The sequence below is a fragment of the Teichococcus oryzae genome (assembly GCF_008386565.1).
Classification (GTDB): Bacteria; Pseudomonadota; Alphaproteobacteria; order Acetobacterales; family Acetobacteraceae; genus Pseudoroseomonas; species Pseudoroseomonas oryzae.
This window is the reverse complement of the sequence record NZ_VUKA01000009.1, coordinates 38,423-64,222: the sequence shown is the minus strand read 5'-3', so window position 1 is coordinate 64,222 and position 25,800 is coordinate 38,423. Positions and strand designations below refer to the sequence as shown.

At 70.1% G+C, this 25,800-nt stretch carries 28 protein-coding genes; 15 read left to right on the top strand and 13 right to left on the bottom strand.

All coding sequences use genetic code 11. The annotated features are described in order from the left end of the window. Nucleotides 1–153 precede the first annotated feature (153 nt). The 5 genes from uvrC to F0Q34_RS15785 are packed head-to-tail and all read left to right on the top strand — an operon-like array spanning nucleotide 154 to nucleotide 4,211. Entirely contained in the window at nucleotides 154–2,202 is a 2,049-nt protein-coding gene (gene uvrC / locus F0Q34_RS15805) for an excinuclease ABC subunit UvrC (RefSeq protein WP_174242062.1), read from the top strand. 24 nt (nucleotides 2,203–2,226) lie between these two features. Next, a complete protein-coding gene (gene pgsA / locus F0Q34_RS15800) occupies nucleotides 2,227–2,847 on the top strand; it encodes a CDP-diacylglycerol--glycerol-3-phosphate 3-phosphatidyltransferase (protein ID WP_149813204.1) in 621 nt (206 codons plus the stop codon). Between the two features lie 53 nt (nucleotides 2,848–2,900). Continuing rightward, on the top strand, nucleotides 2,901–3,497 hold the full coding sequence (locus F0Q34_RS15795; protein WP_149813203.1) for a hypothetical protein: 597 nt from the start codon (nucleotides 2,901–2,903) through the stop codon (nucleotides 3,495–3,497). Next, the gene (moaD, locus tag F0Q34_RS15790; protein ID WP_456316247.1) at nucleotides 3,494–3,754 is read left to right on the top strand and encodes a molybdopterin converting factor subunit 1; all 261 of its coding nucleotides are present in this window, start codon (nucleotides 3,494–3,496) and stop codon (nucleotides 3,752–3,754) included. The genes F0Q34_RS15795 and moaD overlap by 4 nt, the downstream gene beginning before the upstream one ends. A gap of 4 nt (nucleotides 3,755–3,758) precedes the next feature. Next, nucleotides 3,759–4,211 (top strand): molybdenum cofactor biosynthesis protein MoaE, encoded by a 453-nt coding sequence (locus F0Q34_RS15785; RefSeq protein ID WP_149813202.1) that lies wholly within the window; start codon nucleotides 3,759–3,761, stop codon nucleotides 4,209–4,211. A 62-nt stretch (nucleotides 4,212–4,273) separates the two neighbouring features. Here F0Q34_RS15785 and F0Q34_RS15780 read toward each other — a convergent pair whose 3' ends face one another. The 4 genes from F0Q34_RS15780 to F0Q34_RS15765 all read right to left on the bottom strand — a co-directional run bounded on the left by F0Q34_RS15780 (nucleotide 4,274) and on the right by F0Q34_RS15765 (nucleotide 7,919). Further along, the gene (locus F0Q34_RS15780; RefSeq protein WP_149813201.1) at nucleotides 4,274–5,125 is read right to left on the bottom strand and encodes an NAD(P)H-binding protein; all 852 of its coding nucleotides are present in this window, start codon (nucleotides 5,123–5,125) and stop codon (nucleotides 4,274–4,276) included. Continuing rightward, a complete protein-coding gene (gltX, locus tag F0Q34_RS15775) occupies nucleotides 5,122–6,468 on the bottom strand; it encodes a glutamate--tRNA ligase (RefSeq protein ID WP_149813200.1) in 1,347 nt (448 codons plus the stop codon). The genes F0Q34_RS15780 and gltX overlap by 4 nt, the downstream gene beginning before the upstream one ends. Further along, nucleotides 6,465–6,893: a hypothetical protein gene (locus F0Q34_RS15770; RefSeq protein ID WP_149813199.1), complete on the bottom strand. Its 429-nt coding sequence runs from the start codon at nucleotides 6,891–6,893 to the stop codon at nucleotides 6,465–6,467. Before F0Q34_RS15770 ends, gltX begins: the two co-directional genes overlap by 4 nt. A gap of 78 nt (nucleotides 6,894–6,971) precedes the next feature. Then, nucleotides 6,972–7,919 carry a DMT family transporter gene (locus F0Q34_RS15765; RefSeq protein WP_149813198.1) on the bottom strand — a complete coding sequence of 316 codons (948 nt, stop codon included), beginning with the start codon at nucleotides 7,917–7,919 and terminating at the stop codon, nucleotides 6,972–6,974. Nucleotides 7,920–8,132: 213 nt separating this feature from the next. On the opposite strand from F0Q34_RS15765, the gene F0Q34_RS15760 reads away from it, so the two are divergent. From F0Q34_RS15760 to F0Q34_RS15745, 4 genes are all read left to right on the top strand, one after another. After that, the gene (locus F0Q34_RS15760; RefSeq protein WP_149813197.1) at nucleotides 8,133–8,636 is read left to right on the top strand and encodes a type III secretion system chaperone family protein; all 504 of its coding nucleotides are present in this window, start codon (nucleotides 8,133–8,135) and stop codon (nucleotides 8,634–8,636) included. Further along, on the top strand, nucleotides 8,633–9,463 hold the full coding sequence (proC, locus tag F0Q34_RS15755) for a pyrroline-5-carboxylate reductase (RefSeq protein WP_277755286.1): 831 nt from the start codon (nucleotides 8,633–8,635) through the stop codon (nucleotides 9,461–9,463). The genes F0Q34_RS15760 and proC overlap by 4 nt, the downstream gene beginning before the upstream one ends. A gap of 58 nt (nucleotides 9,464–9,521) precedes the next feature. Then, nucleotides 9,522–10,160, top strand: a complete 639-nt coding sequence (locus tag F0Q34_RS15750) for a TetR family transcriptional regulator (RefSeq protein WP_149813196.1) — start codon at nucleotides 9,522–9,524, stop codon at nucleotides 10,158–10,160. Between the two features lie 78 nt (nucleotides 10,161–10,238). Then, nucleotides 10,239–10,673 (top strand): phasin family protein, encoded by a 435-nt coding sequence (locus F0Q34_RS15745; protein WP_149813195.1) that lies wholly within the window; start codon nucleotides 10,239–10,241, stop codon nucleotides 10,671–10,673. Between the two features lie 20 nt (nucleotides 10,674–10,693). Here F0Q34_RS15745 and F0Q34_RS15740 read toward each other — a convergent pair whose 3' ends face one another. The 3 genes from F0Q34_RS15740 to F0Q34_RS15730 are packed head-to-tail and all read right to left on the bottom strand — an operon-like array spanning nucleotide 10,694 to nucleotide 13,348. After that, nucleotides 10,694–12,076 carry an ATP-binding protein gene (locus F0Q34_RS15740; protein WP_149813194.1) on the bottom strand — a complete coding sequence of 461 codons (1,383 nt, stop codon included), beginning with the start codon at nucleotides 12,074–12,076 and terminating at the stop codon, nucleotides 10,694–10,696. Beyond that, nucleotides 12,073–12,774: a response regulator gene (locus tag F0Q34_RS15735; RefSeq protein WP_149813193.1), complete on the bottom strand. Its 702-nt coding sequence runs from the start codon at nucleotides 12,772–12,774 to the stop codon at nucleotides 12,073–12,075. The genes F0Q34_RS15740 and F0Q34_RS15735 overlap by 4 nt, the downstream gene beginning before the upstream one ends. A 28-nt stretch (nucleotides 12,775–12,802) precedes the next feature. Beyond that, nucleotides 12,803–13,348 (bottom strand): MarR family winged helix-turn-helix transcriptional regulator, encoded by a 546-nt coding sequence (locus F0Q34_RS15730; protein ID WP_174242061.1) that lies wholly within the window; start codon nucleotides 13,346–13,348, stop codon nucleotides 12,803–12,805. A 276-nt stretch (nucleotides 13,349–13,624) separates the two neighbouring features. Here F0Q34_RS15730 and F0Q34_RS15725 point away from each other — a divergent pair, with 276 nt between their 5' ends. Beyond that, complete coding sequence (locus F0Q34_RS15725) at nucleotides 13,625–14,911, top strand: glycerate kinase type-2 family protein (protein WP_149813192.1); 1,287 nt, start codon at nucleotides 13,625–13,627, stop codon at nucleotides 14,909–14,911. 55 nt (nucleotides 14,912–14,966) lie between these two features. Then, nucleotides 14,967–16,400 (top strand): pyruvate kinase, encoded by a 1,434-nt coding sequence (pyk, locus tag F0Q34_RS15720; RefSeq protein WP_149813191.1) that lies wholly within the window; start codon nucleotides 14,967–14,969, stop codon nucleotides 16,398–16,400. A 7-nt stretch (nucleotides 16,401–16,407) separates the two neighbouring features. On the opposite strand, the gene F0Q34_RS15715 is transcribed toward pyk, so the two are convergent. Continuing rightward, nucleotides 16,408–16,974, bottom strand: coding sequence for a tetratricopeptide repeat protein (locus tag F0Q34_RS15715; protein WP_149813190.1), 567 nt, complete (start codon nucleotides 16,972–16,974; stop codon nucleotides 16,408–16,410). Nucleotides 16,975–17,185: 211 nt separating this feature from the next. Between F0Q34_RS15715 and osmF the strand changes: the two genes are divergently transcribed. The 4 genes from osmF to F0Q34_RS15695 are packed head-to-tail and all read left to right on the top strand — an operon-like array spanning nucleotide 17,186 to nucleotide 20,974. Further along, the gene (gene osmF / locus F0Q34_RS15710; RefSeq protein ID WP_149813189.1) at nucleotides 17,186–18,112 is read left to right on the top strand and encodes a glycine betaine ABC transporter substrate-binding protein OsmF; all 927 of its coding nucleotides are present in this window, start codon (nucleotides 17,186–17,188) and stop codon (nucleotides 18,110–18,112) included. Continuing rightward, nucleotides 18,112–19,308, top strand: a complete 1,197-nt coding sequence (locus tag F0Q34_RS15705) for an ABC transporter permease (protein ID WP_149813188.1) — start codon at nucleotides 18,112–18,114, stop codon at nucleotides 19,306–19,308. Before osmF ends, F0Q34_RS15705 begins: the two co-directional genes overlap by 1 nt. After that, nucleotides 19,305–20,237, top strand: a complete 933-nt coding sequence (locus F0Q34_RS15700; protein ID WP_149813187.1) for an ABC transporter ATP-binding protein — start codon at nucleotides 19,305–19,307, stop codon at nucleotides 20,235–20,237. Before F0Q34_RS15705 ends, F0Q34_RS15700 begins: the two co-directional genes overlap by 4 nt. Next, the gene (locus F0Q34_RS15695; protein ID WP_149813186.1) at nucleotides 20,234–20,974 is read left to right on the top strand and encodes an ABC transporter permease; all 741 of its coding nucleotides are present in this window, start codon (nucleotides 20,234–20,236) and stop codon (nucleotides 20,972–20,974) included. The genes F0Q34_RS15700 and F0Q34_RS15695 overlap by 4 nt, the downstream gene beginning before the upstream one ends. A gap of 21 nt (nucleotides 20,975–20,995) precedes the next feature. On the opposite strand, the gene F0Q34_RS15690 is transcribed toward F0Q34_RS15695, so the two are convergent. From F0Q34_RS15690 to F0Q34_RS15670, 5 genes are all read right to left on the bottom strand, one after another. Then, nucleotides 20,996–21,994 (bottom strand): branched-chain amino acid ABC transporter permease, encoded by a 999-nt coding sequence (locus tag F0Q34_RS15690; RefSeq protein WP_149813185.1) that lies wholly within the window; start codon nucleotides 21,992–21,994, stop codon nucleotides 20,996–20,998. A gap of 3 nt (nucleotides 21,995–21,997) precedes the next feature. Continuing rightward, on the bottom strand, nucleotides 21,998–22,885 hold the full coding sequence (locus F0Q34_RS15685) for a branched-chain amino acid ABC transporter permease (RefSeq protein WP_149813184.1): 888 nt from the start codon (nucleotides 22,883–22,885) through the stop codon (nucleotides 21,998–22,000). Nucleotides 22,886–22,947: 62 nt separating this feature from the next. Next, nucleotides 22,948–24,192 carry an ABC transporter substrate-binding protein gene (locus F0Q34_RS15680; protein WP_149813183.1) on the bottom strand — a complete coding sequence of 415 codons (1,245 nt, stop codon included), beginning with the start codon at nucleotides 24,190–24,192 and terminating at the stop codon, nucleotides 22,948–22,950. Nucleotides 24,193–24,287: 95 nt separating this feature from the next. Further along, nucleotides 24,288–24,992 (bottom strand): ABC transporter ATP-binding protein, encoded by a 705-nt coding sequence (locus tag F0Q34_RS15675; protein WP_149813182.1) that lies wholly within the window; start codon nucleotides 24,990–24,992, stop codon nucleotides 24,288–24,290. Further along, nucleotides 24,985–25,758 carry an ABC transporter ATP-binding protein gene (locus F0Q34_RS15670; protein WP_149813181.1) on the bottom strand — a complete coding sequence of 258 codons (774 nt, stop codon included), beginning with the start codon at nucleotides 25,756–25,758 and terminating at the stop codon, nucleotides 24,985–24,987. The genes F0Q34_RS15675 and F0Q34_RS15670 overlap by 8 nt, the downstream gene beginning before the upstream one ends. Nucleotides 25,759–25,800: the final 42 nt, after the last annotated feature.

Sequence of the window (25,800 nt, the reverse complement as noted above, 5' to 3'; positions counted from 1 at the left end):
TGACGTAAACCCTGTATGACAGCGATTTAGCGGAGTTACTCCCCGCGTCATCCACAAGGTTATCCACAGCTTCGGTGGACAACGCCTGCGCCGCCCGCCATCTGCCCAAGCCAGCGCTTGAGATGGTCGATGCGGCATGGTTGATCCCTCCGCATGACCGAAGACGCCGCGCCCGCCGCCACTGACCCGAGCCCTGTCATGGAAGGCGTCGCGGTGATCGAGGCAGCGCTTGCCACCATGCCCTTCGCGCCGGGCGTGTACCGCATGCTCGATACGAAGGGTGACGCCCTCTATGTCGGCAAGGCGCGCAGCCTGAAGAAACGGGTCGTGTCCTATACCCAGATCGCCCGCCTGCCGGAGCGGCTGCGGCGTATGGTGCATGCGACCCGGCGGATGGAGATCATCACCACCGGCAGCGAGGCCGAGGCCCTGCTGCTGGAAGCCAACCTGATCAAGAAGCTCCGGCCCCGCTTCAACATCGTCCTGCGCGACGACAAATCCTATCCCTGGCTTGTGCTGACGGAGGATCACGACTTCCCCCAGATCGGCAAGCATCGCGGCGAGCGGCGCAAGGGCGCCAGCTATTGGGGGCCTTTCGCCAGCGCCTGGGCGGTGAACCAGACCATCACGGCGCTGGAGAAGGTGTTCCTGCTCCGGTCCTGCCGCGACACGGTGTTCGAGAGCCGGGACCGTCCCTGCCTGCTGCACCAGATCAAGCGCTGCTCGGCCCCCTGCGTCGAGCGCATCAGCCGCGAGGACTATGCCGGGCTGGTCAAGGACGCCAAGAAGTTCCTGTCCGGCGAGACGCCCACCATCCAGAAGCGCCTGGCGCGGGAGATGGAGGAAGCCTCCATGGCGCTGGAATTCGAGCGCGCCGCCGCCATCCGCGACCGCATCCGCGGGCTGACCCATATCCAGGGCCAGAACAGCATCAACCTGGAAGGCGTCGGCGATGCCGATGTCGTCGCGCTGCACCAGATCGCCGGGCAGTCCTGCGTGCAGGTGTTTTTCTTCCGGGGCGGCCGCAACAATGGCAACCGGTCCTTCTTTCCGTCGCATCTCAAGGATGATGCGGCGGCGGAGGAAGTGCTTTCGGCCTTTCTCACCCAGCTTTACGACGACCTGCCGCCGCCGCCACTGGTTCTGCTGTCCCACGACCTTCCCGATGCCGGGCTGATCGCCGAAGCGCTGAGCCTGAAGGCCGGCCGGAAGGTGGAGTTGCACCGTCCGCAGCGTGGCGAGAAGCGCTCCGCCATCGACCACGCCGCCACCAATGCCCGCGAGGCGCTGGAGCGCCGCCTGGCGGAAGGAACGGCCCAGGCGGCGCTGCTGGAAGGCGTGGCGCAGCTGTTCGACCTCCCGGAGCCGCCGCGGCGGATCGAGGTCTATGACAACAGCCACATCCAGGGCAGCCATGCCTATGGCGTCATGGTGGTGGCCGGGCCGGAAGGCTTCACGAAGAACGCCTACCGCAAATACGCCATCCAGGGCGCCGGCGCGCACGGTGCCGCGTCCGAGCCGGCCGCAGCCGCAGCCGGTGCCGGCGCAACGCTAATCCCGCCCTCCATCGCAGCCGAGGTTCCGGGTGGCCTGCGGGAAACCCGGCGCGCTGGCGGTGGCAACCGCGTGGCGAGCGGCGGCGGCGACGATTTCGCCATGATGCGGGAGGTTTTCGAACGGCGTTTCGGCCGCGCCCTGAAGGAAGATCCCGAACGGCAAAAGGAAGGCTGGCCGGATCTGGTGCTGATCGATGGCGGCGCCGGCCAGCTTTCCGCCGCACGGGAGGTGATGGCGGAACTCGGCCTTGGCGACCTGCCGCTGGTGGCGGTGGCCAAGGGGCCCGACCGCGATGCCGGCCGGGAATGGTTCCATCGCGCCGGCGCCGAGCCCTTCCAGCTGCCGCCGCGCGATCCCGTCCTGTACTACCTCCAGCGGCTGCGCGACGAGGCGCACCGCTTCGCCATCACCACCCACCGGGCCGGCCGCTCGAAGGCCATCACCCGCTCGGAGCTGGATGAGATTCCCGGCGTCGGCTCGGCCATCAAGCGGCGCCTGCTGCACCATTTCGGCTCTGCCCGGGGCGTGCGGCAGGCGGGGTTGGAGGATCTGCGCAACTGCCCGGGCATTGGTCCTTCCATGGCCGCGCGCATCCATGAGCATTTCCACCCTGGCGTCGGCGGAGGTAATTTGGGAAAGGGTTGATCCCGCCGCCGGGAAGAAGCCGCATTGCCAACTGACCTGCCCAACCTCCTGACCCTGTCCCGCATCGCAGCCGTGCCGCTGCTGGTGGTGCTGGCCATGCTGCAACTGCCCTGGGGGGACGTGGCGGCCTGCGCGCTGTTCTCGGCCGCCGCGATCACCGATTATTTCGATGGCAAGATCGCGCGCGACCGCAAGCTGGTTTCCGCCTTCGGCCGCATGCTGGACCCGATCGCCGACAAGCTCCTGGTGGGCGCGGCGCTGATGCTGCTGGCCGGGCTGGGGCGGCTTTCCTTGTGGGGCCTGCTGCCCGCCATCGTCATCCTGCTGCGCGAGATCCTGGTTTCCGGCCTGCGCGAATACCTGGCCAGCCTCGCCGTGGGCCTGCCGGTGACGCGCCTGGCGAAGTGGAAGACCGGCGTGCAGATGACGGCGCTCGGCGTGCTGCTGGCGGGCGATACCGGCGCCGCCGCGCTGGGCCTGTCGATCCTGCCGATCGGCGCCCTTGGGGAGCTGCTGCTGTGGCTCGCCGCCGCGCTGACGCTGGTGACGGGCTGGGACTATCTGACAGCCGGCCTCCGCCATGCCGAAGCGCAGGACACCGCCCGTTCCGCCGATCCCTCCCCCAAGACGCTTTCCAGCCCTTGAGCCATGGCTGAGCCGGCCGCATCTTGGATGCAGCCACACGCGGGAGCATCGCCATGAGCCGGTTTCACCAAAGCACCCTGCCCTGTCGCATGCAGCGGGCGGCAGGGATTGCCGCGCTGCTGGCGCTGGGCGCCTGTGCCTCCGCCCTGACCGGGCCGCGCTCCGAGGAACCGCCGGACAGCCTGACGGTGCAGCGAATCCAGGGCCGGGCGGCCGAGGTGCGGCCCCTGCTGCCGGCCGAGGGCAATGTCTGGCCGGCCGCGGAACTCGAATCGCCGCGCGCCACCCTGGGCAGCCCCGACCTGATGGACCGGCAAAGCCCTGACAACCCGCCGCCCGCCAACCGCCCGATCCCCCGCGGCAGCTCGACCCCTCCGGACCTGCTTGACCGCCGCACCAATGATGATTTCTCCGGCCGGCCGCAGAGCCCACCGCCGTCCCTGTCCCCGCTGCCGCAGAGCCAGGATTTCAGCCGCCCCGGGCGGGTGATCCCGACACCGGATGGAAGCGTTGTCACCACCGGGGGCAACCAGGGCTATTCCACCTATTCCGGCCCGAATGGCCGCAGCGGCACCGCGATCCAGCAGGGCAACACCATGATCCTCATGGATGCGGACGGGCGGGTGCAGCAGGTGCCGGTGCCACGATGAACGGCATGCGGGTTCTGTATTTCGCGTGGGTCCGCCACAAGATCGGCCACAGCCAGGAAGACATCTCGCCGCCGGCCGAGGTCAAGGACATCGCTTCCCTGATGCGCTGGCTCGCCACCCGCTCGCCGGGTCATGCGCAGGCCTTCGTGCAGCCCGCCCATGTCCGGGCCGCGGTGAACCATGTCTTCTGCCAGCCGGACCATCCGGTGCGGCCCGGGGATGAGGTCGCCTTCTTCCCGCCCGTGACCGGGGGCTGACGCCATGGCCACGATCAGGGTGCAGGAGGACGTCTTCGACCCTCAGGCCGAGCAGGTGGCGCTGACGGCGGGCCGCGCCGATATTGGCGGCGTCGCCGCCTTCACGGGTCTTTGCCGCGCGGATGACGGGCTGGCCGCGCTGGTGCTGGAGCATTACCCCGGCATGACGGAGCGTGCCCTGGCCGAGATCGCCGCCGAGGCGGAACGGCGCTGGCCGCTCACCGGCTGCACCGTGATCCACCGCGTGGGCCGCATCCTGCCCGGGGAGCCGATCGTGCTGGTGATGACCGCCAGCGCGCATCGCCAGGCGGCCCTAGAATCCTGCGCTTTCCTGATCGACTGGCTGAAGACCCGCGCCCCGTTCTGGAAGCGCGAGGAATTTCCTGACGGCACCGGGCGCTGGGTGGAAGCCAGGGCCGAGGATGACGCGGCGGCGGAGCGCTGGCGTTCCCCCTGAAACAGGCTCGTGGCGGGCCTGGTTGCGCGGTGGCGGGGAGCGCGGCGCCCGGCCCCTCACCTTCAACCCTGCCCGAACGTCGCGGCCAGCCCCTGCTCCAGCGGTCTCGGCGCCACGCCCAGGCGCTGGCGCATGGGGGCGATGTCGAAGGCCTTGTCTTCCGTCAGCCGGCGGATCTCATCGGCGCCGATGGTGGGCAGGCCCGGCAGCCAGCGGGTCAGCGGCGCCAGCAGGCGCAAGGGCCCGGCGGGCACCGGCAGCACCGGAGGCGCCCGCAGCCCGGCCGCCCGCGCGACGGCGGCCAGGAAATCGCGATAGCGCAGGGCTTCCGGCCCGGCCACGACCATGGTCTCGGGCTCCCTCCAGTCCAGGTCGAGCGCGGCCAGCAGCGACGCGGTGACATCGTCCTGGTGGATCGGCTGCACCAGCGCTTGACCGCCACCGGGCAGCGGCGCCACCGGCAGGCGCCGCATCAGCGCGGCGAGCCGCTGCACGTTGTTCTCGCCCTCAGCGCCATAGATCATGGTCGGGTGCAGCATCACGCCGGGATGGCCGCCGCCCAGGAACGCCGCTTCCCCGGCCCGCACCCCATCACCATGCGCGTCCGGCCAGCGGGAAAAGCGGCGGGTCGATCCCATCAGCACCAGCATCGCGCCCGGCTCGGCGGCGTCCAGGATGGCGGGCGCCCAGCGTGCATGGGCGCAGGACACCACGCGGGAAGCGCCTGCCAGGGCGCGCCGCAGGGCCGCGCCGTCCTGAAGGTCGGCCAGGCGCGGGACGCCGGGTAGGCCCTGCGCCGCCCAGGCCTCGGGCCGACGCAGCACGGGAATGTAGTGGCGGCCCCGCGCCGCCAGCGCCCGGCAAAGGGCCGCGCCGGAGCGTCCGGAGGCGCCGATGACGGCCAGTTCGCTCATGCGCCGGCGGCGCGGGCCAGCCTGTCCGCCGCGCGGGCCCGGCCGATCTGCGGCAGGAACAGGCGCATCTCCGGGCCGTGATCCTCGCCGGTCAGGGCCAGGCGCAGGGGCAGGAACAAGGCCTTGCCCTTGCGGCCGGTGGCGGCACCAAGCGGCTTGACCCAGGCATTCCAGCTTTCCTCGCCCCAGGGCTCGGGCGGCAGGGCGTCCAGCGCGGCGCGCAGGAACCCGGCATCCTCCGGCTGCGGCGCCACGGTGATGTCGCCGCGGGCGATGTCCCACCAGTCCCGCGCCTCGGCCAGCAGATCCAGGTTGCCGCGCACGGACAGCCAGAACGCCTCGTCGGCCCCTTCCGGCAGGCGGTCGCGCACCGTGGCGAAATCCAGCCCGTGCAGATAGCGGCGGTTCAGCCCGAGCAGTTGCGCCGGATCGAAGCGCGCGGCGCTGCGCGACACATGGCCCAGGTCGTAGACCGGCGCCAGCTCGGCCGGGGTCGCCGCCGCCGGATCGCGCGAGGAGCCGAGTGCCGACAGGTAGCCGACCAGCGCCGCCGGCTCGATCCCGTCCCGCCGCAATTGCCGCAGCCCCATGGAGCCGAGGCGCTTGGACAACTGCCCGCCATCGGCGTCGGTCAGCAGCGGAAGGTGGGCGAAGCGGATCGCGCCGGGCCGCCCCTGGGGCCGGCCGCCCAGGGCCTCCAGGATGTCGATCTGCACGCCGGTGTTGGTGACGTGGTCCTCGCCCCGGACAATGTCGGTGATGCCGGTTTCCAGGTCGTCCACCACCGAGGTGAAGGTGTACAGGAAGGAGCCGTCGGCGCGGATCAGCACCGGGTCGGAGATGGGCGGCAGCTTCACCTGCCGGCGCCCCAGCACGCCATCCTGCCATTCCACCGTTCGCGTCGAAAGCTTGAAGCGCCAATAGGGCTGCTTGCCATTGTCGAGGGCGCGCTGCAGCTGCTCTGGCGTCATCTTCAGGGCCGCGCGGTCATAGACCGGCGGGCGGCCCTGCTTCTGGCGCTGCTCGCGCTTGAAGCGAAGCTCCTCCTCGCTCTCAAGGCAGGGATATAAGTGGCCGCTTTTCTTCAATTTCTCAGCCGCGGCCTCGTAGCGCTCCAGCCGGTCCGACTGTTTGAAGCTTTCATCCCAGTCGAGGCCCAGCCAGCGCAGATCCTCCTCGATCCCTTCAGCGAACTCAGCGCGGGAGCGGGCAGCGTCGGTGTCGTCGAAGCGCAGGATGAAGCGGCCGCCATGACGGCGGGCGATCAGCCAGTTGGCCACCGCGACACGCGCATTGCCGACATGCAGGTAGCCGGTGGGGCTAGGCGCGAAGCGGAGCCTCATGCCGCATCCTCCGGATCAACGGCGCCGTCTTCTTCCTCCTCGTCGTCATCCTCCTGGCGCCGGGGATCGAGGACCCGCCAGTTGCGCTCCTCCCCGTCGCGGCAAGGGCGGTCGGCGAAGTCGCGGATCTCGTTGGCGCTGCGCCAGCCCTGCTCCACCGCCGCGCCATCCGGCCCGACAACCTCGGCATCCTCGCCAAAGGCGAACCAGGCGTTGAGCACCTCCTCCGGCGCCAGGCGCGGCGCGCGGCAGCGCTCCAGGCTGTCCCGCACATAGCGGCGGGCGAAGGCGTTGGCCTGCACCAGCGTCGGGAAGCCGCGCACCGTTTCCAGCGGCTCGGAGCCATTGGCGCCCGACAGGTCGCGCAGTTGCACCTGGAAGCCGCCCTGGGGCGCGAAGATGGTCTCGTCGGGATCGCCGCTCATGGCCGGTCGCTCACCATTCCAGTGACAAAGGGGAGTCCAGTGACAGGAAGCGCGCCAGGCGCCGCTCCGCCCGGCCTCCTAGCCCCGTGGAGCCGGAGCGTCCACCACCGCCGGCACCCGCCGCCATGGCGCGGCGACCCCGAAGGCCATGCCGAGCGACACCAGCAGCGCCCCCAGCATCCCGCCCCATCCCAGCCATTCCCCCAGCACCGGGCCGGCCGCCAGGGTGACCATGGCCGGGGTCAGGGCGGTGATGGTGGTGGTCTGGGCGCTGCCCAGGGCGTTCACCGCGCGGGCGAACAGGAAGCCGGCCACCACCATGGCCAGCACGCCCTGATAGATCAGCTGGTGCAGGATGGCGCCGGTGGAAGCGGCAGCCATGCTGGATGGCAGGGCCAGCCACCAGACGGGCAGGTAAAGCAGGGGCGGATACACCGCCAGCACCACCGTGGCCGCCGCTGCCGGCACCTGCCAGAGCCGCAGCATCACGGTGAAGCCCGCCCAGGACAGGCTGCCCAGCAGAAACAGCAGGTCGCCGCGCCAGGCACCCGGCGCGGCTTCCACGCTGCCGGCCGCCAGCAGCAGGATGCCCAGGGCCACAATGCCGAGGGAGATCCAGCGGCGCGGCGGAAACGGCTCCCGCAGGAACAACAGGCCGAGCAGCGCGGCCATGAAGGGCAAGGTGCCGGTCAGGAACACGACGCCATGCGCCGCCGGGGCGAGCTGGAAGCCCGCATAGGCGCAAAGCGGAAAGCCGAAGGCCGCCGTCGCCATCAACCCCAGGCTGCGCCCAACCGGCAATCGCGGCCAGCCGGTCCAGGCGCCGAGCGCCAGGCCCAGGGGAAAGGAGCCGAGGTAACGGAGCGCCGCCACATCCCACGGCGTCAGCGCCTGATGCGTGGCGAAGCGGGATGACAAGGAAAAGCCGGTCCAGATCGCCACCACCGCGATGGCGCAGGCCAGGCCGACAAGGCGCTCACGCGCGGGGTTGAAGGCAGCGGCGGCCGGACTGGATTCGGTGGGCATGGCAGCCAGCCTAGCCCCCGGCCGCGCCCCCGCCCATGCCCTCCGCAGCGGATGCGACAACGTGGTTAAAAAGCCACATGCCCTGTGACAGACTCGGGCCTTGGCTCTTGCGGTGGGATTTGCCCCCGCGATATGCCAGGACTGGTGGTGGGGGCATTCGGCTACACCCAAGATCTGGGTGGCTCTGTCCCCCGTAGGGAAGGAGGTGCCGCGATGTCCGGCCTGCAAATTGCCGAGCGCGAGCGTTCCGCCAATCCGCTCGACGTGCTGGAGCAGATCGTGGCCGCCAATGAATGGGTGTTCGACCGCCGCTCCGATGGCGAGATGGCGGTGGAAGTCCCTGGCAAGTGGTGCGACTACGGGTTGTTCTTTTCCTGGTCTTCCGAGATCAGCGCCATGCATTTCACCTGCGCCTTCGACCTGAAGGTGCCGGCCGGGAAGCGCGGGCCGCTTTACGAGTTGCTGGCCCTCGCCAATGAAAAGCTCTGGATCGGCCATTTCGGCATCGACAGCGAGGATGGCGCCCCGGTTTACCGCCATGCCGTGCTGCTGCGCGGCGCCCCTGGCGCCAGCGCCGAAAGCCTGGAAGACATGGTGGACATCGCCATCACCGAGTGCGAGCGCTTCTTTCCGGCCTTCCAGTTCGTCCTCTGGGGCGGCAAGCCACCGGCCGAGGCGCTGGCGGCGGCCATGCTCGATTGCGTGGGGGAGGCGTGAGCCAGGCTGACACGGCGGAGGCAACCCTGCCCCCGCTCCTGCTTGTCGGCTGCGGTAAGATGGGCGGCGCCATGCTGGAAGGCTGGCTGGAGCGCGGCGCGCGCGAGGTCGTGGTGGTGGAGCCGCATGCCGAAGCGACCCGCCCTTTTTCCGGCCGCGTCACCGTTTGCGCGGATGCTGCCACGCTTCCATCCGGCTTCCACCCGGCCGCCATCGTGCTGGCAACCAAGCCGCAGCAGGCCGAGGCCGCGCTGCCCGCCTTCGGAGCGCTGGCCGGGGCCGGTGCGCTGGTGCTGTCCATCATGGCGGGAAAGACCACCACCGGCGTCGCCGCCATGCTTGGCGGCGCCGCACGCGTGGTGCGGGCCATGCCGAACACCCCCGCCGCCGTCCGCCAGGGCTTCACCTGCGCCTTTGCCGGCCCTGGCGTCGAGCCCGGACAGCGCGACCTGGCCGACGCCCTGCTCACCGCCATCGGCGAGGTCGCCTGGGTGGAGGATGAAGGGCTGATCGACCCGGTGACGGCCGTGTCGGGCGGTGGCCCCGCCTATGTGTTCCTGCTCGCCGAATTGCTGGAACAAGCGGCGGTCGAGCAGGGCCTGCCGCCCGATCTGGCGCGACGCATGGCGCGGCGCACGGTGGCGGGCTCCGGCGCCTTGCTGGCGGCCAGCGACCTGGACACCGCGCAGCTTCGGCGGAACGTGACCAGCCCCAAGGGCACCACGGAACAGGCGCTCAAGGTGCTGATGGCGCCGGATGCCTGGCCGCGCGCCATGTCCGAAGCCATCGCCGCGGCAACCCGGCGGTCGCGCGAACTGGCCGGATAATCCGGAAGCCGGCCGCCTTCCCCCTGGCAGATCGCCGCGCCGGGCCTAAACTTCAGGCATGAGCCAAAGCAATGACCTTGGCGGCACGCCGCCGGCCGATGCCTCCCGTGACGATGCCGCGCTGATGGACGCGCTATGGCCATTGGTGGCCGAGCGCGGCTGGAACGGCTTCACCTTTCCCGAACTGGCGGAACGTGCCGGGCAGGACCTCGCGGCGCTGCGCGGCCGCCTGCCCACCAAGTTCCACCTGTTGCGGCTGCATTCCCGCCTGGTGGACCAGGCGGTGCTCCGGGATGCCGTCGCCACCGCCAGCGGCACACCGCGCGACCGGCTGTTCGACACGCTGATGCGCCGGCTGGACGCCTTGCAGCCGCACCGCCAGGGCATCATCCGGTTCGGCCGGGAAATGCGCTCCGACCCCCTGCTCGGCCTGGCGCTGGCGCCCGTGCTGGCGGCGTCCATGGCGTGGATGCTGGAAGCGGCCCGGATCAACGCCTGCGGCACCGCCGGGGTGCTGCGGGTGAACGGATTGTCGGCGGTATGGATCGCCACACTCCGGGCCTGGGAGCAGGATGACAGCCTGGACCTCGGCGCCACCATGGCGGCGCTTGACCGGGCGCTGGACAAGGCGGAGCGGGCCGCGCGCACCTTGCGGCTGCATCAGGACGAGCCAACGGAGACGCCTGTCGCGCATTGACAGGATACCGGCCGGACTATCGGCGGGCGTTCGCCGGCCACTACACTGTCCCGCCACAACGAAAATCAGGAGGATGCCATGTCGGACGGCCCGAAATTCCCGCCGGAGATGGATATGATGCGCCTGCTGGCCGATTTCCGCTTTCCCGCCATGCCCGACATGGAAGCCCTCGCCGCCGCCCAGCGGCGCAATTTCGAGGCGCTGTCGGCGGCCAACCGGGTGGCGCTGGAAGGGGCCCAGGCGGTGGCCCGACGCCACATGGAAATCCTGCAGCAATCTATGGGCGAGATGACGGAAGCGTTGCAGAACGTGTCGCCCGGCGCCAACCCGCAGGACCGGGCGACGCAGCAGGCCGAGCTCCTGAAGGCCAGCTACAGCCGCGCGGTCGGCAACATGCAGGAGATCGCTGACCTGATCCAGAAATCCAACGCGGAAGCGGTCAGCCTGCTGAATCGCCGCTTCGCCGAAGCCATGGACGAGGTCAAGTCGCTGATGGCCAAGCAGGGCAGCTAAGGCCACCTGGCCGGTCCGGCTCAGGCTGGAAGGCGGATCCTCGCCCGCAGCCCGCCCAGCGGGCTGCCCTCCAGGGCGATGTCGCCACCATGCGCTCGCGCGATGTCGCGGGCGATGGCCAGCCCGAGCCCGGTGCCGCCGGCCGAGAAGCTGGTGAAGGGCTTGAAGGCATCCTCGCGCGAGACCTCGGGGATGCCTGGCCCATCATCATCCACCGTAATCATCACCCACCGTCCCGCATTGCGGCCGCCATCCTCGCGCGGGCTTTCGGCCAGCCCCACAGCGATGCGCGCGGCATGCCGGCCTGCATTGTCCAGCAGGTTGCCGATGCAGCGGCGCAGCGCATCCGCCCGCACCGGCAGCACCAGCGGCCCGGGCGCGTCCACCGAAACGCTGGCGCCATCCCTCCGGGCGCGCGCCGCCAGGTCCCGCACCAGCTCGGACAGGTCCGCCGGCTGGGCCTGCTCGGTGCTTTCCCCGCGGGCGAAGGCCAGGTAGGCGGCGATCATCCGCTCCATCTCCGCCACGTCTTCGGTCATCGCCGCGGCGTCCTCCTCCGTGCCCGGCGGCAGCATGGCGAGGCCGAGGCGCAGGCGGGTCAGCGGCGTGCGCAGGTCGTGGCTGATGCCGGCCAGCACCTCGGTCCGCTGCGTCACGAAGCGTCGGATGCGGCCCTGCATCTGGTTGAAGGCGGCGGCCGCCTGGCGCACCTCGCTCGCGCCTTCCGGCTTGATGGCGCCCACCTCCCGGCCGGTGCCGAAGGCCTCGGCCGCGCTGGCGAGGCGCCGGATCGCCCGCACCTGGTTCTTCATGAACAGCGCCGCGATGGCGAAGAGCAGCAGCGAGGAACCCACCAGCCAGATGAAGAACAGGTACAGCGTGCCGAAGAACAGCCGCTTGCGGGGTGCCTCCACATGCAGGACACCGTCCGGCATCTGCACGCGGATGATCACCGAGCGGGGGTCGCTCGCCCAGTCCGTGTCGTAGGGCAGCCGCACCCGTTCCTCCAAGGCCCGGGCGAGATCCTCCTCCAATGGCAGGATGGGCAGCCAGCCGCTCCGCATGGAGGGCGACCCGATACTGGCGCCCGGTTCGAAGGCGAGCGACAGGTCCATCCGCCAGGCCGCCTCGCGGAAGATCCAGCCCTTGTCCGCATCCGCGGGATGCCGGGCCAGCAATTCCGCCACCATGCCGATATCACCTGCCACGCCACCGGCCAGCCGGCGCGAGATGACGTCGAGATGGCCGCCATAGAACAGCTGCAACGCCACGCCCTGCAGGATCAGCAGCGGCAGCAGGATGATCAGGAGGGCGCGCCCCAGGAGGCCGCGCGGCAGCAGCCCGCGGAACGGCGAGGCCAGCCGGCGCAAAAGGGGACGCACCGGGCCCGGCATCGGCTTCATGTGCCGGGCCGCAGCACATAGCCGCGATGCCGCACCGTTTGCAGGAAGCGGGGCTCGCGCGGATCGGGCTCGATCTTGCGCCGCAGGCGGGTCACCTGCACGTCGATGGCGCGCTCCCCCGCCTCGGGCGTGCCGAGCGCGGCGGCGATCTCCTCCCGTGTCAGAACCTCCCCGGCGCGGCGGGCAAGCGCCGACAGCAGGGCGGCCTCCCCGCCGGTCAGGCGCTGCGTGCCGTCATGGCCGCGCAGCTCGCCGCGCTCGGGGTCGAACCAGTGCTGGCCGAGCTGCACTGGCGCCAGCGGCAGGTTGGCCGGCAATGCCGGGGCGGCCCGCTTCAGGATGGTGCGGATGCGCAGCGCCAGCTCGCGCGGGTCGAAGGGCTTGGCGAGGTAATCATCGGCGCCATGCTCAAATCCGGCGATGCGGTCGTCGGGCGCTCCGGCGGCGGTCAGCATCAGGATCGGCACCTCATGCCCATCCCGCCGCAGCCTTTCGGTCAGTTCCAGCCCCGATTCCCCTGGCATCATCACGTCCAGCACAAGCAGGTCGAAGGCCATGGAATGCAGCGCCTGGCGGGCGGCGGCGGCATCCTGGGCGGCGGTCACGCGGAAGCCCTGCTCCGCCAGGAAACGCTGCAGCAGGTTCCGCAGCCTGGCGTCGTCGTCAACCACCAGCAGGTGCGGCTCCGCGCCGGTCATGGGTTCGGCCCCTTCTCCCTGGCGCATCTCAGGCCGCGCTCCGGGGGTCGTTCCGTGGCGCGCGATCCAGCTGGGCGCGCGCCTCCGGCCCCATCAGCCCGCGCATGACGCGGCGGAAGCCCTCCACCGCCGCCGGCCCGGCCTCGCGATAAGCGCGCATCACCCATTCGCGCTGCCGCTCGAACAGCCGCCGTTCCAGTGCCTCGCCCTTCTCGGTCAGCGACAACAGCCTTTGCCGGCGATCGACGCGGCCTGGGGCCTGGGTGACATAGCCCTGCTCGATCAACGGGTTCAGCACCCGCCCCAGCGATTGCTTGGTGATGCCGAGGATGGCGAGCAGGTCACCCACCGTGATGCCGGGACGTCGGCCGACGAAATGCAGCACCCGGTGATGGGCCCGGCCCATCCCCATTTCCTCAAGCAGCGCATCGGGCCCGGCGGTGAAATCGCGATAGCCGAAGAACAGGAGGTCCTGGGCCAGCCGCAGTTCCTCCTCGCGCAGGAACAGCAATTGCCGTCCGGCGGAAACAGGGCGCGCTTCGGCCCCTGGCTTGGTGTCTGTGGTGTCTGGCATCCCTGGCGTGCTTTCCGCTTCGCTGCCGTTTTGGCGAGGTTTTTGAAAGGATTGCAATCCTTCGCCCTGACGGCCCGGCCAATTCCTGGCCGGCCCCACTATGGCATGCCATCCGCCGATTCCTATGGCCACCGGGCCTGGCGGAGGGCGCGGCGCTTTCCCGGCCTGGCGACGGGCTGCCCTGGCCGTTGTCCGATTCCTGGCGGGCCGCGTCGCCTCCCCCTTCCCTCCCGGGGCGGAAATCGGCAAACCCATGGCATCGGCCGGAGGTCCTGGATGAGCTGGAACAACACCATGGCGCGCGCTGCCCTGCGCCGCTGCTTCGATGCGGCGATCCGCGCGGCCGATCCCCGGGCCATTCTCGCCGGCCACCTGCCGGAGCCGCCGAAAGGGCGCGTCGTGGTGGTGGGCGCCGGCAAGTCGGCGGCGGTGATGGCGGCGGCCGTGGAGGATGCCTGGCCGGACCGCCCGCTTTCAGGCCTGGTGATCACCCGCTACGACCACGCCGTCCCGACCCGCCGGATCGAGGTGGTCGAGGCCTCCCACCCAGTGCCGGATGCGGCGGGCGAGGCGGCGGCTCGGCGCGTGCTGCAGGCGGTGGAGGGCCTGACGGCGGATGACCTGGTGCTGGCACTGATCTCCGGCGGCGGCTCGGCGCTGATGCCGCTGGCCGCCGAGGGGCTGACCCTCGACCACAAGCAGGCGGTGAACCGCGCCCTGCTGGCCTCCGGCGCCACCATCCAGGAGATGAACTGCGTACGCCGGCATCTTTCCGCCATCAAGGGCGGCAGGCTGGCCGCCGCCGCGCATCCGGCGCGGGTCGTGACCCTCGCCATTTCCGACGTGCCGGGGGATGACCCCGCGGTGATCGCCTCCGGCCCGACCGTGCCCGATCCGTCAAGCTTCGCCGAGGCGCGGGCCATTGTCGCCCATTACGGCATCGAGCTGCCGCCTCCGGTCGCCGCGCATCTGCAGGCGGCGCGGGAGGAAACGCCGAAGCCGGGCGATCCGCGCCTGGCGCGGGCGGAGTTCCACCTGATCGCAACGCCGCAGATGGCCCTGGAGGCGGCGGCGGCGGAAGCGCGCGGCATGGGCCTCACGCCGTTGCTGCTGGGCGACGCGCTGGAAGGCGAGGCCGGCATCGTCGGCACCGTGCTCGCCGGCATCGCCCGCAGCGTGCGCTCGCATGGCCATCCGCTTCCGGCCCCCGCCTTGCTGCTTTCGGGCGGCGAAACCACCGTCACCATCCGGCCGGGAACGCCCAAGGGCGGACGTGGCGGCCGCAACTCCGAATGCCTGCTGGGTTTCGTTCTGGCAGCGGCGGGGCTGGAAGGATGCTGGGCGCTGATGGGCGACACGGACGGGATCGACGGTTCGGAAAGCAACGCTGGCGCGGTCGCAGGGCCTGACACGCTGGCGCGTGCCGCCGGCCTTGGCCTCGATGCCCGCGCATTGCTGGCCGCGCACAACAGCCACGCCTTGTTCGAACCGTTGGGCGACACCATCGTGACAGGCCCGACGCTCACCAACGTGAATGATTTCCGCGCCATCCTGATCGCCTGAAGCGGTCAACCCTTCCCCTGCGCTCCGCGCCTCCGCGAGACAAAAGGATATTGCTTTGCCGCCGCGCCTTCCCCTTCGTCGCCGCCGCCGCACCAAGATCATCGCCACGCTGGGCCCCGCCTCCTCCACGCCTGAGGTGATCGAGCGGCTGTACCGGGGGGGGGCCGATGTGTTCCGCCTGAACTTCAGCCATGGCAGCCATGAGGACCATGCCGCGCGCATCACCATGATCCGTGCGCTGGAAAAGAAGGTCGGCCGCCCGATCGGCATCCTGGCCGATGTGCAGGGGCCGAAGCTGCGTGTCGGCCGCTTCCAGGGTGGACGGGTGCAACTGCAATCGGGGCAGCGCTTCCGCCTCGACATGAACGCCACGCCGGGCGATGTGCGCCGGGTGCAATTGCCGCATCCCGAGATCATGGAGGCGGCGCGCATCGGCACCACCTTGCTGCTGGATGACGGCAAGCTGCGCCTGCGTGTCGTGCACAAGCGAGACGATCACCTGGAAACGGAGATCCTCGTGGGCGGCGCGCTGTCCGACCGCAAGGGCGTCAACGTGCCCGATGTGGCCCTGCCCATTCCGGCGCTGACGGCCAAGGACCGGGCCGACCTGGAATTCGTGCTGCCGCTCGGCATCGAGTATATCGGCCTGTCCTTTGTGCAGCGGCCGGAAGACGTGGCCGAGGCCAAGGCCATCGCCGATGGCCGCGCCTGGGTCATGGTGAAGATGGAGAAGCCCCAGGCGGTCGAGAACCTGGACGGCATCCTCGACCTCACCGATTGCGTCATGGTGGCGCGCGGCGACCTCGGCGTGGAATGTCCGCCCGAGGAGGTTCCGCTCATCCAGAAGCGCATCGTCCGGCAGGCGCGCGCCCTGGGCAAGCCGGTGGTGGTGGCCACCCAGATGCTGGAAAGCATGATCTCCGTCCCCGCCCCTACCCGCGCCGAGGCGTCGGACGTGGCGACGGCGGTGTTCGACGGCGCCGATGCCGTGATGCTTTCGGCCGAAAGCGCGGCGGGCCAGTATCCGTTCGAGGCGGTGAACATGATGGACCGCATCCTGGCCCGGGTGGAGCAGGACAGCGGCTGGCGGCAGATCACCGACGCGGCGCGGCCGGCGCCGGAAAAGAACTCGGCGGGCGCCATTGCCGCCGCCGCGCGCCAGGTGGCCGAAACCATCGACGCCGTGGCGATCGCGACCTTCACCTCCACCGGCTCGACCACCCTGCGCGTGGCGCGGGAGCGTCCCACCAGTCCGATCGTCGGCCTCACCGCCAGCGAGGCCACGGCGCGGCGCATGGCGGTGGTCTGGGGGGTGCACCCGCTGCCATCGGCCGAGCCCCATTCCATGACCGACATGGTGGCCAAGGCGGTGCGCGCCGCACAGACCGAAGGCTTCGCGCAATCGGGGGACGAGGTGGTGGTCACCGCCGGCGTGCCGTTCGGAACGCCGGGCACCACCAACGCCCTGCGCGTCGCCGTGGTGAAGTAAGGAACTCCTAGATCCCCTGGCCGCGCGCGGCGGTGCGCAGCCGAGTCATGCGCTCCTGCGCCCCGGCCATCCGGGGATGCAGCGACACCGCCTCCTGCATGGAGCGAAGGGCGCCCTCGGCATCGCCCATCTGCTCCTGCAAGGCTGACAGCGTGGCCAGGGCGCCGAAATGGCGCGGCTCCAGCAACAGGGTTTGCCGCAGGTCCCGCAGGGCGGCCGGGTAGTCCCCCGCCGCCACCAGGGCCTGCGCCCGCATCAGCCAGGCGTCGGGGTAATCGGGTTGCAGGGTCAGCGCCGCGTCGAAATCCTCCACCGCATCGGCGGCCGCCTCGGCGCGCAGGTTGCGCTGGCCGCGGCTGAGCAGCAGCGTCACCGCCGGAGAGGCTCCCTGGGCCCACAATCCGCGTATGCGCGCTTCCAGCGCCGCCGCCGCCGTGTCGTCCGGCGCGGCGGGCAGGATGTCCAGGAGGCGGTTCACCTCGGCCTTGCGCGCGTCCGCCGTCGCGGGCGGAGCCTGTTGCGCCAGCACGGCGACAGGCGCCAGCGATAGAGCTGAACCGAGCAGAAGCAACATCCGGAGCGCGTGCATGGATGAAGGGTCGGCATCCGGACGCCGCAGCGCAAGTGGAATCCCGCCTTGGCAAGCGGTGCCAGGATGGCCAGTCTCGTGGTCCGCATCGCCATGAATTTCCGCGGCTCTGCCTGACACCCGGAAGAAGCTGGTGCGTTGCCGCAACAGGCCGGGCCATTTCAAAGCCCGCCCGCCGTTTTCTCGGAGAACCGCCATGCTCCGCCTTTGTCGCCGCACCATCCTCGCCACCCTGGCGCTGCCCATGCTGCTGCCACGGACAGGCCATGGCCAGGACCGCCCCCTGGTGATCGGCTCCAAGCTCGACACCGAGGGCGCCCTGCTGGGCGAGATGATGGCGCAGTTGCTGGAAGCGCGGAAAGTGGCGGTGCAGCGCCGGCTGCAACTCGGCCCGACGCGCATCCTGCGCCAGGCGCTGCTGGCCGGCGAGATCGACCTTTATCCGGAATACACCGGCAACGGCGCCTTCTTCTTCCAGATGGAGGACGATCCCGCCTGGCATGATCCCCGCCAGGCCGCCGCCAAGGTTCGCCAGCTGGATGCCGAGCGCAACAAGGTGGTCTGGCTGGAACCGGCCGCCGCCAACAATACCTGGGCCATCGCCATCCGGCGCGACCTGGCGAAAAGCGCGGGCCTCGCGACCCTGGCCGACCTGCCGGCGCATCTCGGCCGCAATGGCCGCTTCAAGCTGGCAGCCTCGGCCGAGTTCGTGGAAAGCCCCGCCGCCCTGCCCGCCTTCCAGAAGGCCTATGGCTTCACCCTTCCGCCGGAGCGGCTCCTGGTGCTGTCGGGGGGCGACACGGCGGTGACCATGCGCGCGGCCGCGGAACAGCTCAACGGAGTCAATGCCGCCATGGTGTATGGCACGGATGGCGCCATCGCGGCGCTGGACCTTCAGGTGCTGGGCGATCCCAAGGGCGCGCAGATCGTCTACCAGCCGGCGCCGGTTCTGCGTCAGGAGGCGGCGGAGCGGCTGCCGCAGATGGGCGAATGGATGCGGCCGCTGTTTGCCTCGCTGTCGCTGGAAACCCTTCAAACGCTGAATTCCCGCATCGTGGTGGAAGGCCAGGCGGCACCCCGGGTGGCGACGGCGCATCTGCGCGGCCTCGGCCTGCTGGGCTGATGGAGCCACAGCCTGTCGCCGTCCTTCATGCGACGGAGCGGCGGGAAGCCTCCGCGGCACCCCGGGAGGCCACGGCCGTCGCGGTGCTGACGGCACTGGCGGCGCTGGCGCCCTTTCTGCTGGGTTTTCTTTCGGTGGCGCCGAACCGGCTGCTGAGCCCGCGTCTGGTGCCATTGCCGGTGACCACGGCGACCACCCTGTGCCTGGGGCTCTTTCTGGTGGCCTGCCTGGCGGTGATGCTGCTGGCCCGCCGCGCGCCCCTGCTGAACTGGGCGGAAGCCGCCGCGGCGCTGGCGCTCTGCTCCCTGGTGGCCGTGATTGGCCTGGCCGCGCGGGAAGCCCTTCAGGGCGCATCTCCCGTGGCGCGGGCCGCTCCGGCGGCTGGGCTCTGGGTCGCCATGCTGCTGCTCGCCCTGGCCGCCGGATGCTGCGCGGCGGGCCGGAGCGGAACGCCGCGCAACTTCATGGCCCTGTCGGTGCTGGGCCTTGCCGTGCTGTGGGCGGCTGGCGCGCTTGCGGACCTGTCCCTGGCACGGGAAGCGATGGCCCGGGGCGGCGAGATCCGCCTGGCCTTCTGGCAGCATCTGGCCCTGGCCGGAGGCGCGCTGTTCCTGGCGCTGGCGGTGGCCCTGCCGCTCAGCCTGCTGGCGCTGCGCCGGAGCCGGGTGGAGGCGCTCCTCATGGCGGTCGCCAACGGCTTCCAGGTGATCCCTTCCATTGCGCTGTTCGGCCTGCTGATGGGCCCGCTCGCGGCCCTGGCGGCCTGGGCGCCCGCCTTGCGCGGCTGGGGCATTGGCGGCATCGGCCCGGCCCCGGCCGTGCTGGGCATCTCCACCTATCTGCTGCTGCCCCTGGCCAGCGCTTTCCTGGCTGGGCTGCGCGTCGCGTCGCCGGCGGTGATCGACGCCGCGCGGGGTCAGGGTCTCACCGAAGGCGCCATCCTGCGCCAGTTGCGCCTGCCGCTGGGCCTGGGCGTGATGGCCGGCGGCGTGCGCGTGGCGGCGGTGCAGGCGATCGGTCTGGCCACGCTGGCCGCCCTGATCGGCGGCGGCGGCCTTGGTGCCCTGGTGTTCCAGGGGATCGGCCAGTTGGCGACCGACCTGATCCTGCTGGGCGTGCTGCCGGTGGTCGCGCTGTCGCTGCTGGCCGATGGTGGCTGCGCGGCCTTGCAGGCGGCGCTGGAGCGCCGGCGGTGATCCGCTTCGAGGGGGTGTCGCGCCGCTATGGCGAGCAGGTGGCGGTGGACCGCGTCACGCTGGAGGTGCCGCGCGGCAGCATCTGCGTGCTGCTGGGCGAATCCGGCTCCGGCAAGTCCACCTTGATGCGGATGGTGAACCGCCTTGTCGAGCCCAGCGCCGGCCGCGTGCTGGTGGATGGGCGTGATGTCGCGGGGGCCGAGCCGGAGGCCCTGCGGCGCGGCATCGGCTATGTGATCCAATCCGTCGGATTGTTCCCGCATTGGCGCGTGGGTGACAACATCGCCACCGTGCCGCGCCTGCTGGGCTGGGATGCCGCCCGTGTCGCGCGGCGCGTGGATGTTCTGCTGGACCTCGTCGGGCTGGATGCCGCGCTGTTCCGGGACCGCTTCCCGCACGAGCTGTCCGGCGGCCAGGCGCAGCGTGTCGGGCTGGCCCGCGCCTTGGCCGCCGATCCGCCGCTGCTGCTGATGGACGAGCCATTCTCCGCCCTCGATCCCGGCACGCGGCGCGGCCTGCAATCCGCCCTGCGGGAGATCCATGCCGAAACCGGCAAAACCATCCTGTTCGTCACCCATGACGTGGAGGAAGCCCTCACCCTGGCGGACACCCTGGCCGTGCTGGATCAGGGCAGGCTGGTGGCGCAGGGGTCCTCCGCGTCGCTGCTGCAGGAGGCAGAGAAAGGGCCGGTGCGCCGCATCTTCGGCAAGGAAAGCCTGGCCTTCCACCGCCTGGCGACGCTTCCGGCCAGCAGCCTCGCCCGTCCGGAGGACGCCCGGCAGGATCTGCCCATGCTGCCGGCCGACGCTTCCCTGAAGCAGGCCCTGATGCTGATGCTGGCTGAGGGAAGCGCCTGCCTCGCGATACCGGCGGAAGGCGCCTTTCCGGGCGGCACGCTGCACTGGGCCGATCTGGTCGCCCCCCGATGATCCTGCTGCTGGGCAATCTGCTGCTGTTCCTGGTGGCGCTGGCGGCGGCGCCCCGGCTCGGCTGGCTGTGGCAGGCGCTGTTTCCCGGCATCTCCCGCCCCGTCTGGGACAGCCAGAGCTGGTTCGCATTGCTGGCCGAGCATCTGATGCTTGCGCTCGGGGCGACCCTGATCGCCGCCTTGATCGGGTTGTCCGCCGCGATCCTGGCCACGCGGCCCGCCGGCCGCGCATTGCGGCCCCTGCTGGATTCCATGTTCTCCCTGGCGCAGGCGGTGCCGCCCATCGCGGCCATCGCCCTGGCGCTGCCATTGATGGGCTTCGGCGCGGCGCCGACGCTGCTGGCGCTGGTCCTTTATGCTGCGTTGCCGGTGATGCGCAGCGCGGTGGCCGGGCTGGATGCGGTGCCCGCCGCCGTGCTGGATGCGGCGCGCGGAACCGGCATGGGACCTGGCCGCATATTGGCACAGATCGAGCTTCCCTTGGCCCTGCCCGTCATCCAGGCCGGCCTGCGCGTGGCCCTGGTACTGGCCATCGCCACCACCGCCGTGGGCGCGGTGGCCGGCGCGCGATGCCTCGGCACGCCCATCGTGACCGGCCTGGCCAATGGCAACCTGTCCTGGGTGTTGCAGGGAGCCGTCTTCACGGCGTGGCTCGCGGTGATCGCCGATCAGGCCCTGCGGCTCGGCCTCGATCCAGAAAGGCGCCGCTCAAACGGGCGGCTTGCCCCGGCCCGGTGATGCCACCGGACCGGCACAGCCTCAGAGACGCACCCGCAGCCAGCGGCCCAGCTGCCCGGCGATACCGGCCCGGAAGGCCAGCACGCAGGCCACGAAGATGCAGCCCTGGATCACCGTGACCCAGGCGCCGAACTCCGCCAGGTAGTTCTGCATGGACACGATCACCGCGGCGCCCAGCACGGGGCCGAACACCGTGCCGAGGCCGCCCACCAGCGTCATCAGCACCACCTCCCCCGACATCGCCCAGTAGACATCCGTCAGGGTGGCGATGCCGAACACCAGCGCCTTGGTGCCGCCGGCGATGCCGGCCAGGGTGGCGGACAGGGTGAAGGCCATCAGCTTGTAGTCATCCACGCGGTAGCCAAGGGAAATCGCGCGCGGCTCGTTCTCGCGGATGGCGGTCAGCACCTGCCCGAATGGCGAATGGATGATGCGGTTGATCAGCAGAAAGCCGGCCAGGAAGACAGCCGCCACCACCCAGTAGAGACTCATGTCCTGCGCCAGGCTGAAGACACCCAGAAGCGCGCCGCGGGGCACCGACTGGATGCCATCCTCGCCCCCGGTGAAAGGCGCCTGCAGGCAGACGAAGAAGATCATCTGCGCCAGGGCCAGGGTGATCATGGCAAAATAGATGCCCTGGCGGCGGATGGCGATCCAGCCCGCCACGACGCCGAGGACCGCGCCCACCGCGCCGCCCGCCAGGATCGCCAGCTCCGGCGTCAGGCCCCAGACCTTGGCGGCATGCGCCGTCACGTAGCCGCCCATGCCGAAGAACATGGCATGGCCGAAGGACAGCAATCCGACATAGCCGATCAGCAGGTTGAAGGCGCAGGCGAACAAGGCGAAGCAAAGCAGCTTCATCAGGAACACCGGGTAGAGCACGAACGGCCCGACCAGCAGCAACCCCAGCAGAAGCAGGAAGGCGATGCTTTGCGCCCGGTTGAAGCCCAGGGCGGCAAGGCCGGGCAGGCCCGGGCTCTGCTGCGCGGTGGCGGTGAAGGCGGTGGCTTGGCCGGCCATGGCTCAGGCCCTCCCGAACAGGCCGGCCGGCCGTGCCAGAAGCACGATGGCCATGATGACGAAGATCACGGTCGAGGAAGCTTCCGGATAGAACACCTTGGTCAGGCCTTCGACCAGCCCCAGGCCAAAGCCGGTCAGCACGGAGCCCAGGATGGAGCCCATGCCGCCAATGACCACCACGGCGAAGACGGTGATGATCAGGCTCGACCCCATCTGCGGATTCACCGAATAGATCGGCGCCGCAAGCACGCCGGCGAAGGCGGCCAGCGCCACGCCGGCGGCATAGGTCAGCGTCATCATGCGCGGCACGTTGACGCCGAAGGCCTGCACCAGCGCGGCGTTCTCGGTCGCGGCGCGCAGATAGGCGCCGAGGCGTGTCTTCTCGATGACGATCCAGGTCAGCAGGCTCATCACCACCGCCGCCACCACCACCCAGAGGCGGTATTTCGGCAGAAACATAAAGCCCAGATCGACCGGTGGCCCGGCCAGCAGCTCCGGCGGCGCGTAAGGCAGGCCGGAGGAGCCGAAGCTGTTGCGGAACAGCCCCTCAATGATCAGCGCCAGGCCGAAGGTCAGCAACAGGCCGTAAAGGTGGTCCAGCTTGTAGAGCCGGCTGATCATGGTGCGCTCCAGCACCACCCCGAAGGCACCGACGATCAGCGGCGCCAGCAGCAATGCGGGCCAGTAGCCGATGCCGCCCCAGTTCAGCAGCATCCAGGCGACAAAAGCGCCGACCATGAATTGTGCGCCATGGGCGAAGTTGATCACGTTCAGCATGCCGAAGATCACGGCGAGGCCGAGCGACAGCAGCGCGTAGAAGGCGCCGTTCACCAGCCCCAGCACCACCTGCGGCAGGCCGAGTTCCAGTTGAAAAAGCAGTTCTTCGATCACTGGTGGGTCATCCTGGGGCGAAGCGGCGGAATGGCGCGGGCCGAACCGGCCCGCGCCGGGAATCAGGCACGCACCAGCGGGCAGCCGCCCTCGGACACCGGACGCCAGGCTTCATCGGCCGAGGTGGTCTGCAGCATCTTGTAGTAGTCCCAGGGGCCCTTGGATTCCTCGGGCTTCTTCACCTCGAACAGATAGACCGGGTGCAGCTTGCGGCCATCCTCGCGGATCTTGCCCTGGCCGAAGCAATCATCGTCGGTCGGCATGGCCTTCATGCGCGCCACCGTGGCCGCGCCGTCGGACTTGGCCGCGGCGCCGCCCATATCGGCGACCGCCTTCAGGTAGTGCAGCACCGAGGCATAGCAGCCCGCATGCGACATGGCCGGGTAATTGCCGCCGAGGCTGCCCTTCACCCGGTCGGTGAAGGCGCGGGTGCGGTCGTTGAGATCCCAGTAGAAGCTTTCCGTGCAGACCAGACCCTGCGCGGCGTTCAGGCCCAGGCTGTGCACGTCGTTGATGAACATCAGCATCACAGCGATCTTGGTGCCGCGCCGGGTGACGCCGAACTCCGCCGCCTGCTTGACGCAGTTGATGGTGTCGGTGCCCGCATTGGCCAGGCCCACCACCTTGGCGCGGCTCTGCTGCGCCTGCAGCAGGTAGGAGGAGAAATCGGTGGATTGCAGCGGGTGCCGCACCGCGCCCAGCACCTTGCCGCCCGCCGCCTGCACGAAGGCCGAGGTGTTGCGCTCCAGGTCATGGCCGAAGGCGTAGTCGGCCGTGATGAAGAACCAGCTGTCGGCGCCGGTCTTGACCATGGCGCCGCCGGTGGACTTGGCCAGCATGTAGGTGTCGTAGGTCCAGTGCACCGTGTTCGGGCTGCACTGCCTGCCGGTCAGCTCCGTCGTGCCGCCGGTGGAGTTCAGGTAAACCTTGTTCTTCTCCCGCACGATGCCGTTGATCGCCAGCGCCACGGCGGAGTTCGGCACGTCGACGATGACATCCACGCCGTCGCGGTCAATCCATTGCCGTGCGATGGTGGCGCCGACATCGGCCTTGTTCTGGTGGTCGGCCTGCACGACCTCGACCGTGATGCCCTTGGCGGCGATGCCGCTGTCCTGGATCGCCTGCCGCACGCAGGCGGTGGAGGTCGGGCCGGAGACTTCCCGGTACACGCCGGACTGGTCATTCAGCACGCCGATCTTGAGCGTTGTCGCGCCCTGCGCCCGGCCGCGCGACGGCAGGCCCGCGAGGGCGGGAACCAGTGCCAGGCCGGCACCGGACTTCAGCAGGCTGCGGCGATCTTGAACCATGAACGAGCAACTCCCTTTCGCCCCTGTTGTCTCCCGGGGCCGGAGGTGGCGTGGCATGCCATGGAAGGCCGCATGGCGATGGGCTCCGGGCGGCCTCAGACGCCCAGATATTCGTGCAGACGTCCCATCGCGCCGGCCATCTCGGCATTGTTGACGGCGTCGACGACACGGCCATGCTCCATCACGTAATGGCGGTCGGCGACAGTTTGCGCGAAGCGGAAATTCTGTTCCACCAGCAGAATGGTGAAGCCGCGCTGCTTGATCTCGCGGATGGTGCGGCCGATCTGCTGCACGATCACTGGCGCCAGCCCTTCGGTCGGCTCGTCCAGCATCAGCAGCTTCGCGCCGGTGCGCAGGATGCGGGCGATGGCCAGCATCTGCTGCTCGCCGCCCGACAGCCGTGTTCCCGGTGAGCGGGCGCGCTCCTTCAGATTTGGGAACAGCGCGTAGATCTCGTCCAGCGACAACCCGCCCGGCCGCACCACCGGCGGCAGCAACAGGTTCTCCGTCACGTCGAGGCTGGCGAAGATGCCGCGCTCCTCCGGGCAAAGCGCGATGCCGGCGCGGGCGATGCGGTCGCTGCGGGCGGCCACCAGTTCCTGCCCCTCGAAGCGGATGCTGCCGCTGCGCCGCCCGACCAGCCCCATGATGGCGCGGAGCGTGGTGGTCTTGCCGGCGCCGTTGCGGCCGAGCAGCGTCACCACCTCGCCTTCGTGCACCTCGATGCCGACGCCGTGCAGGATGTGGCTTTCGCCATACCAGGCCTGCAGCCCATCGACCTTCAGCAAAGGGTCAGCCATGCGCCGCGGCACCCGTGATGGAGGGATCGGTGCCCAGATAGGCCGCGATCACCTCGGGGTTGCGCGACACCTCGGCATAAGGGCCTTCCGCCAGGATACGGCCACGGGTCAGCACGGTGATGGTGTCGCACAGGCCTTCCACCACCTTGAGGTTATGCTCCACCATGAGCACGGTGCGGCCTTCCGCCACGCGCTTCACCAGCGTGACGATCCGGTCCACATCCTCGGCGGTCATGCCGGCGGTGGGTTCGTCCAGCAACATCATGGTGGGCTCCAGCGCCAGGGTGGTGGCGATTTCCAGCGCGCGCTTGCGGCCATAGGGCAATTCCCCGGCGGCGCGCTGGGCGAAGGCGGTCAGGCCGACATCCTCCAGCAAGTCCCGTGCCCGCGCGTCGAAGCGCCGCAGCACCGAATCCGAGCGCCAGAAATCGAAGGAGCCGCCACGCTGCCGCTGCAGTGCCACGCGCACATTCTCCAGCACCGTCAGATGCGGAAAGACCGCCGAGATCTGAAAGGAACGCACCAGCCCGAGCCGCGCCACCTCGGCCGGCTTCATCCGCGTGATGTCGCGCCCGTTGAAGCGGATGGTGCCGCTGGTGGGCGGCAGGAACTTGGTCAGCAGGTTGAAACAGGTCGTCTTGCCGGCCCCGTTCGGGCCGATCAGGCCATGGATGCTGCCGCGCCGGACCGACAGCGACACGTCACCCACAGCGGTGAAGCCGAGGAACTGCTTGCTGAGCCCCTGCGTCTCCAGAATGGCGTCCAATCATCCCTCCCGTACAGCTCGTGCAGTGGCCGTTCCGGAGGG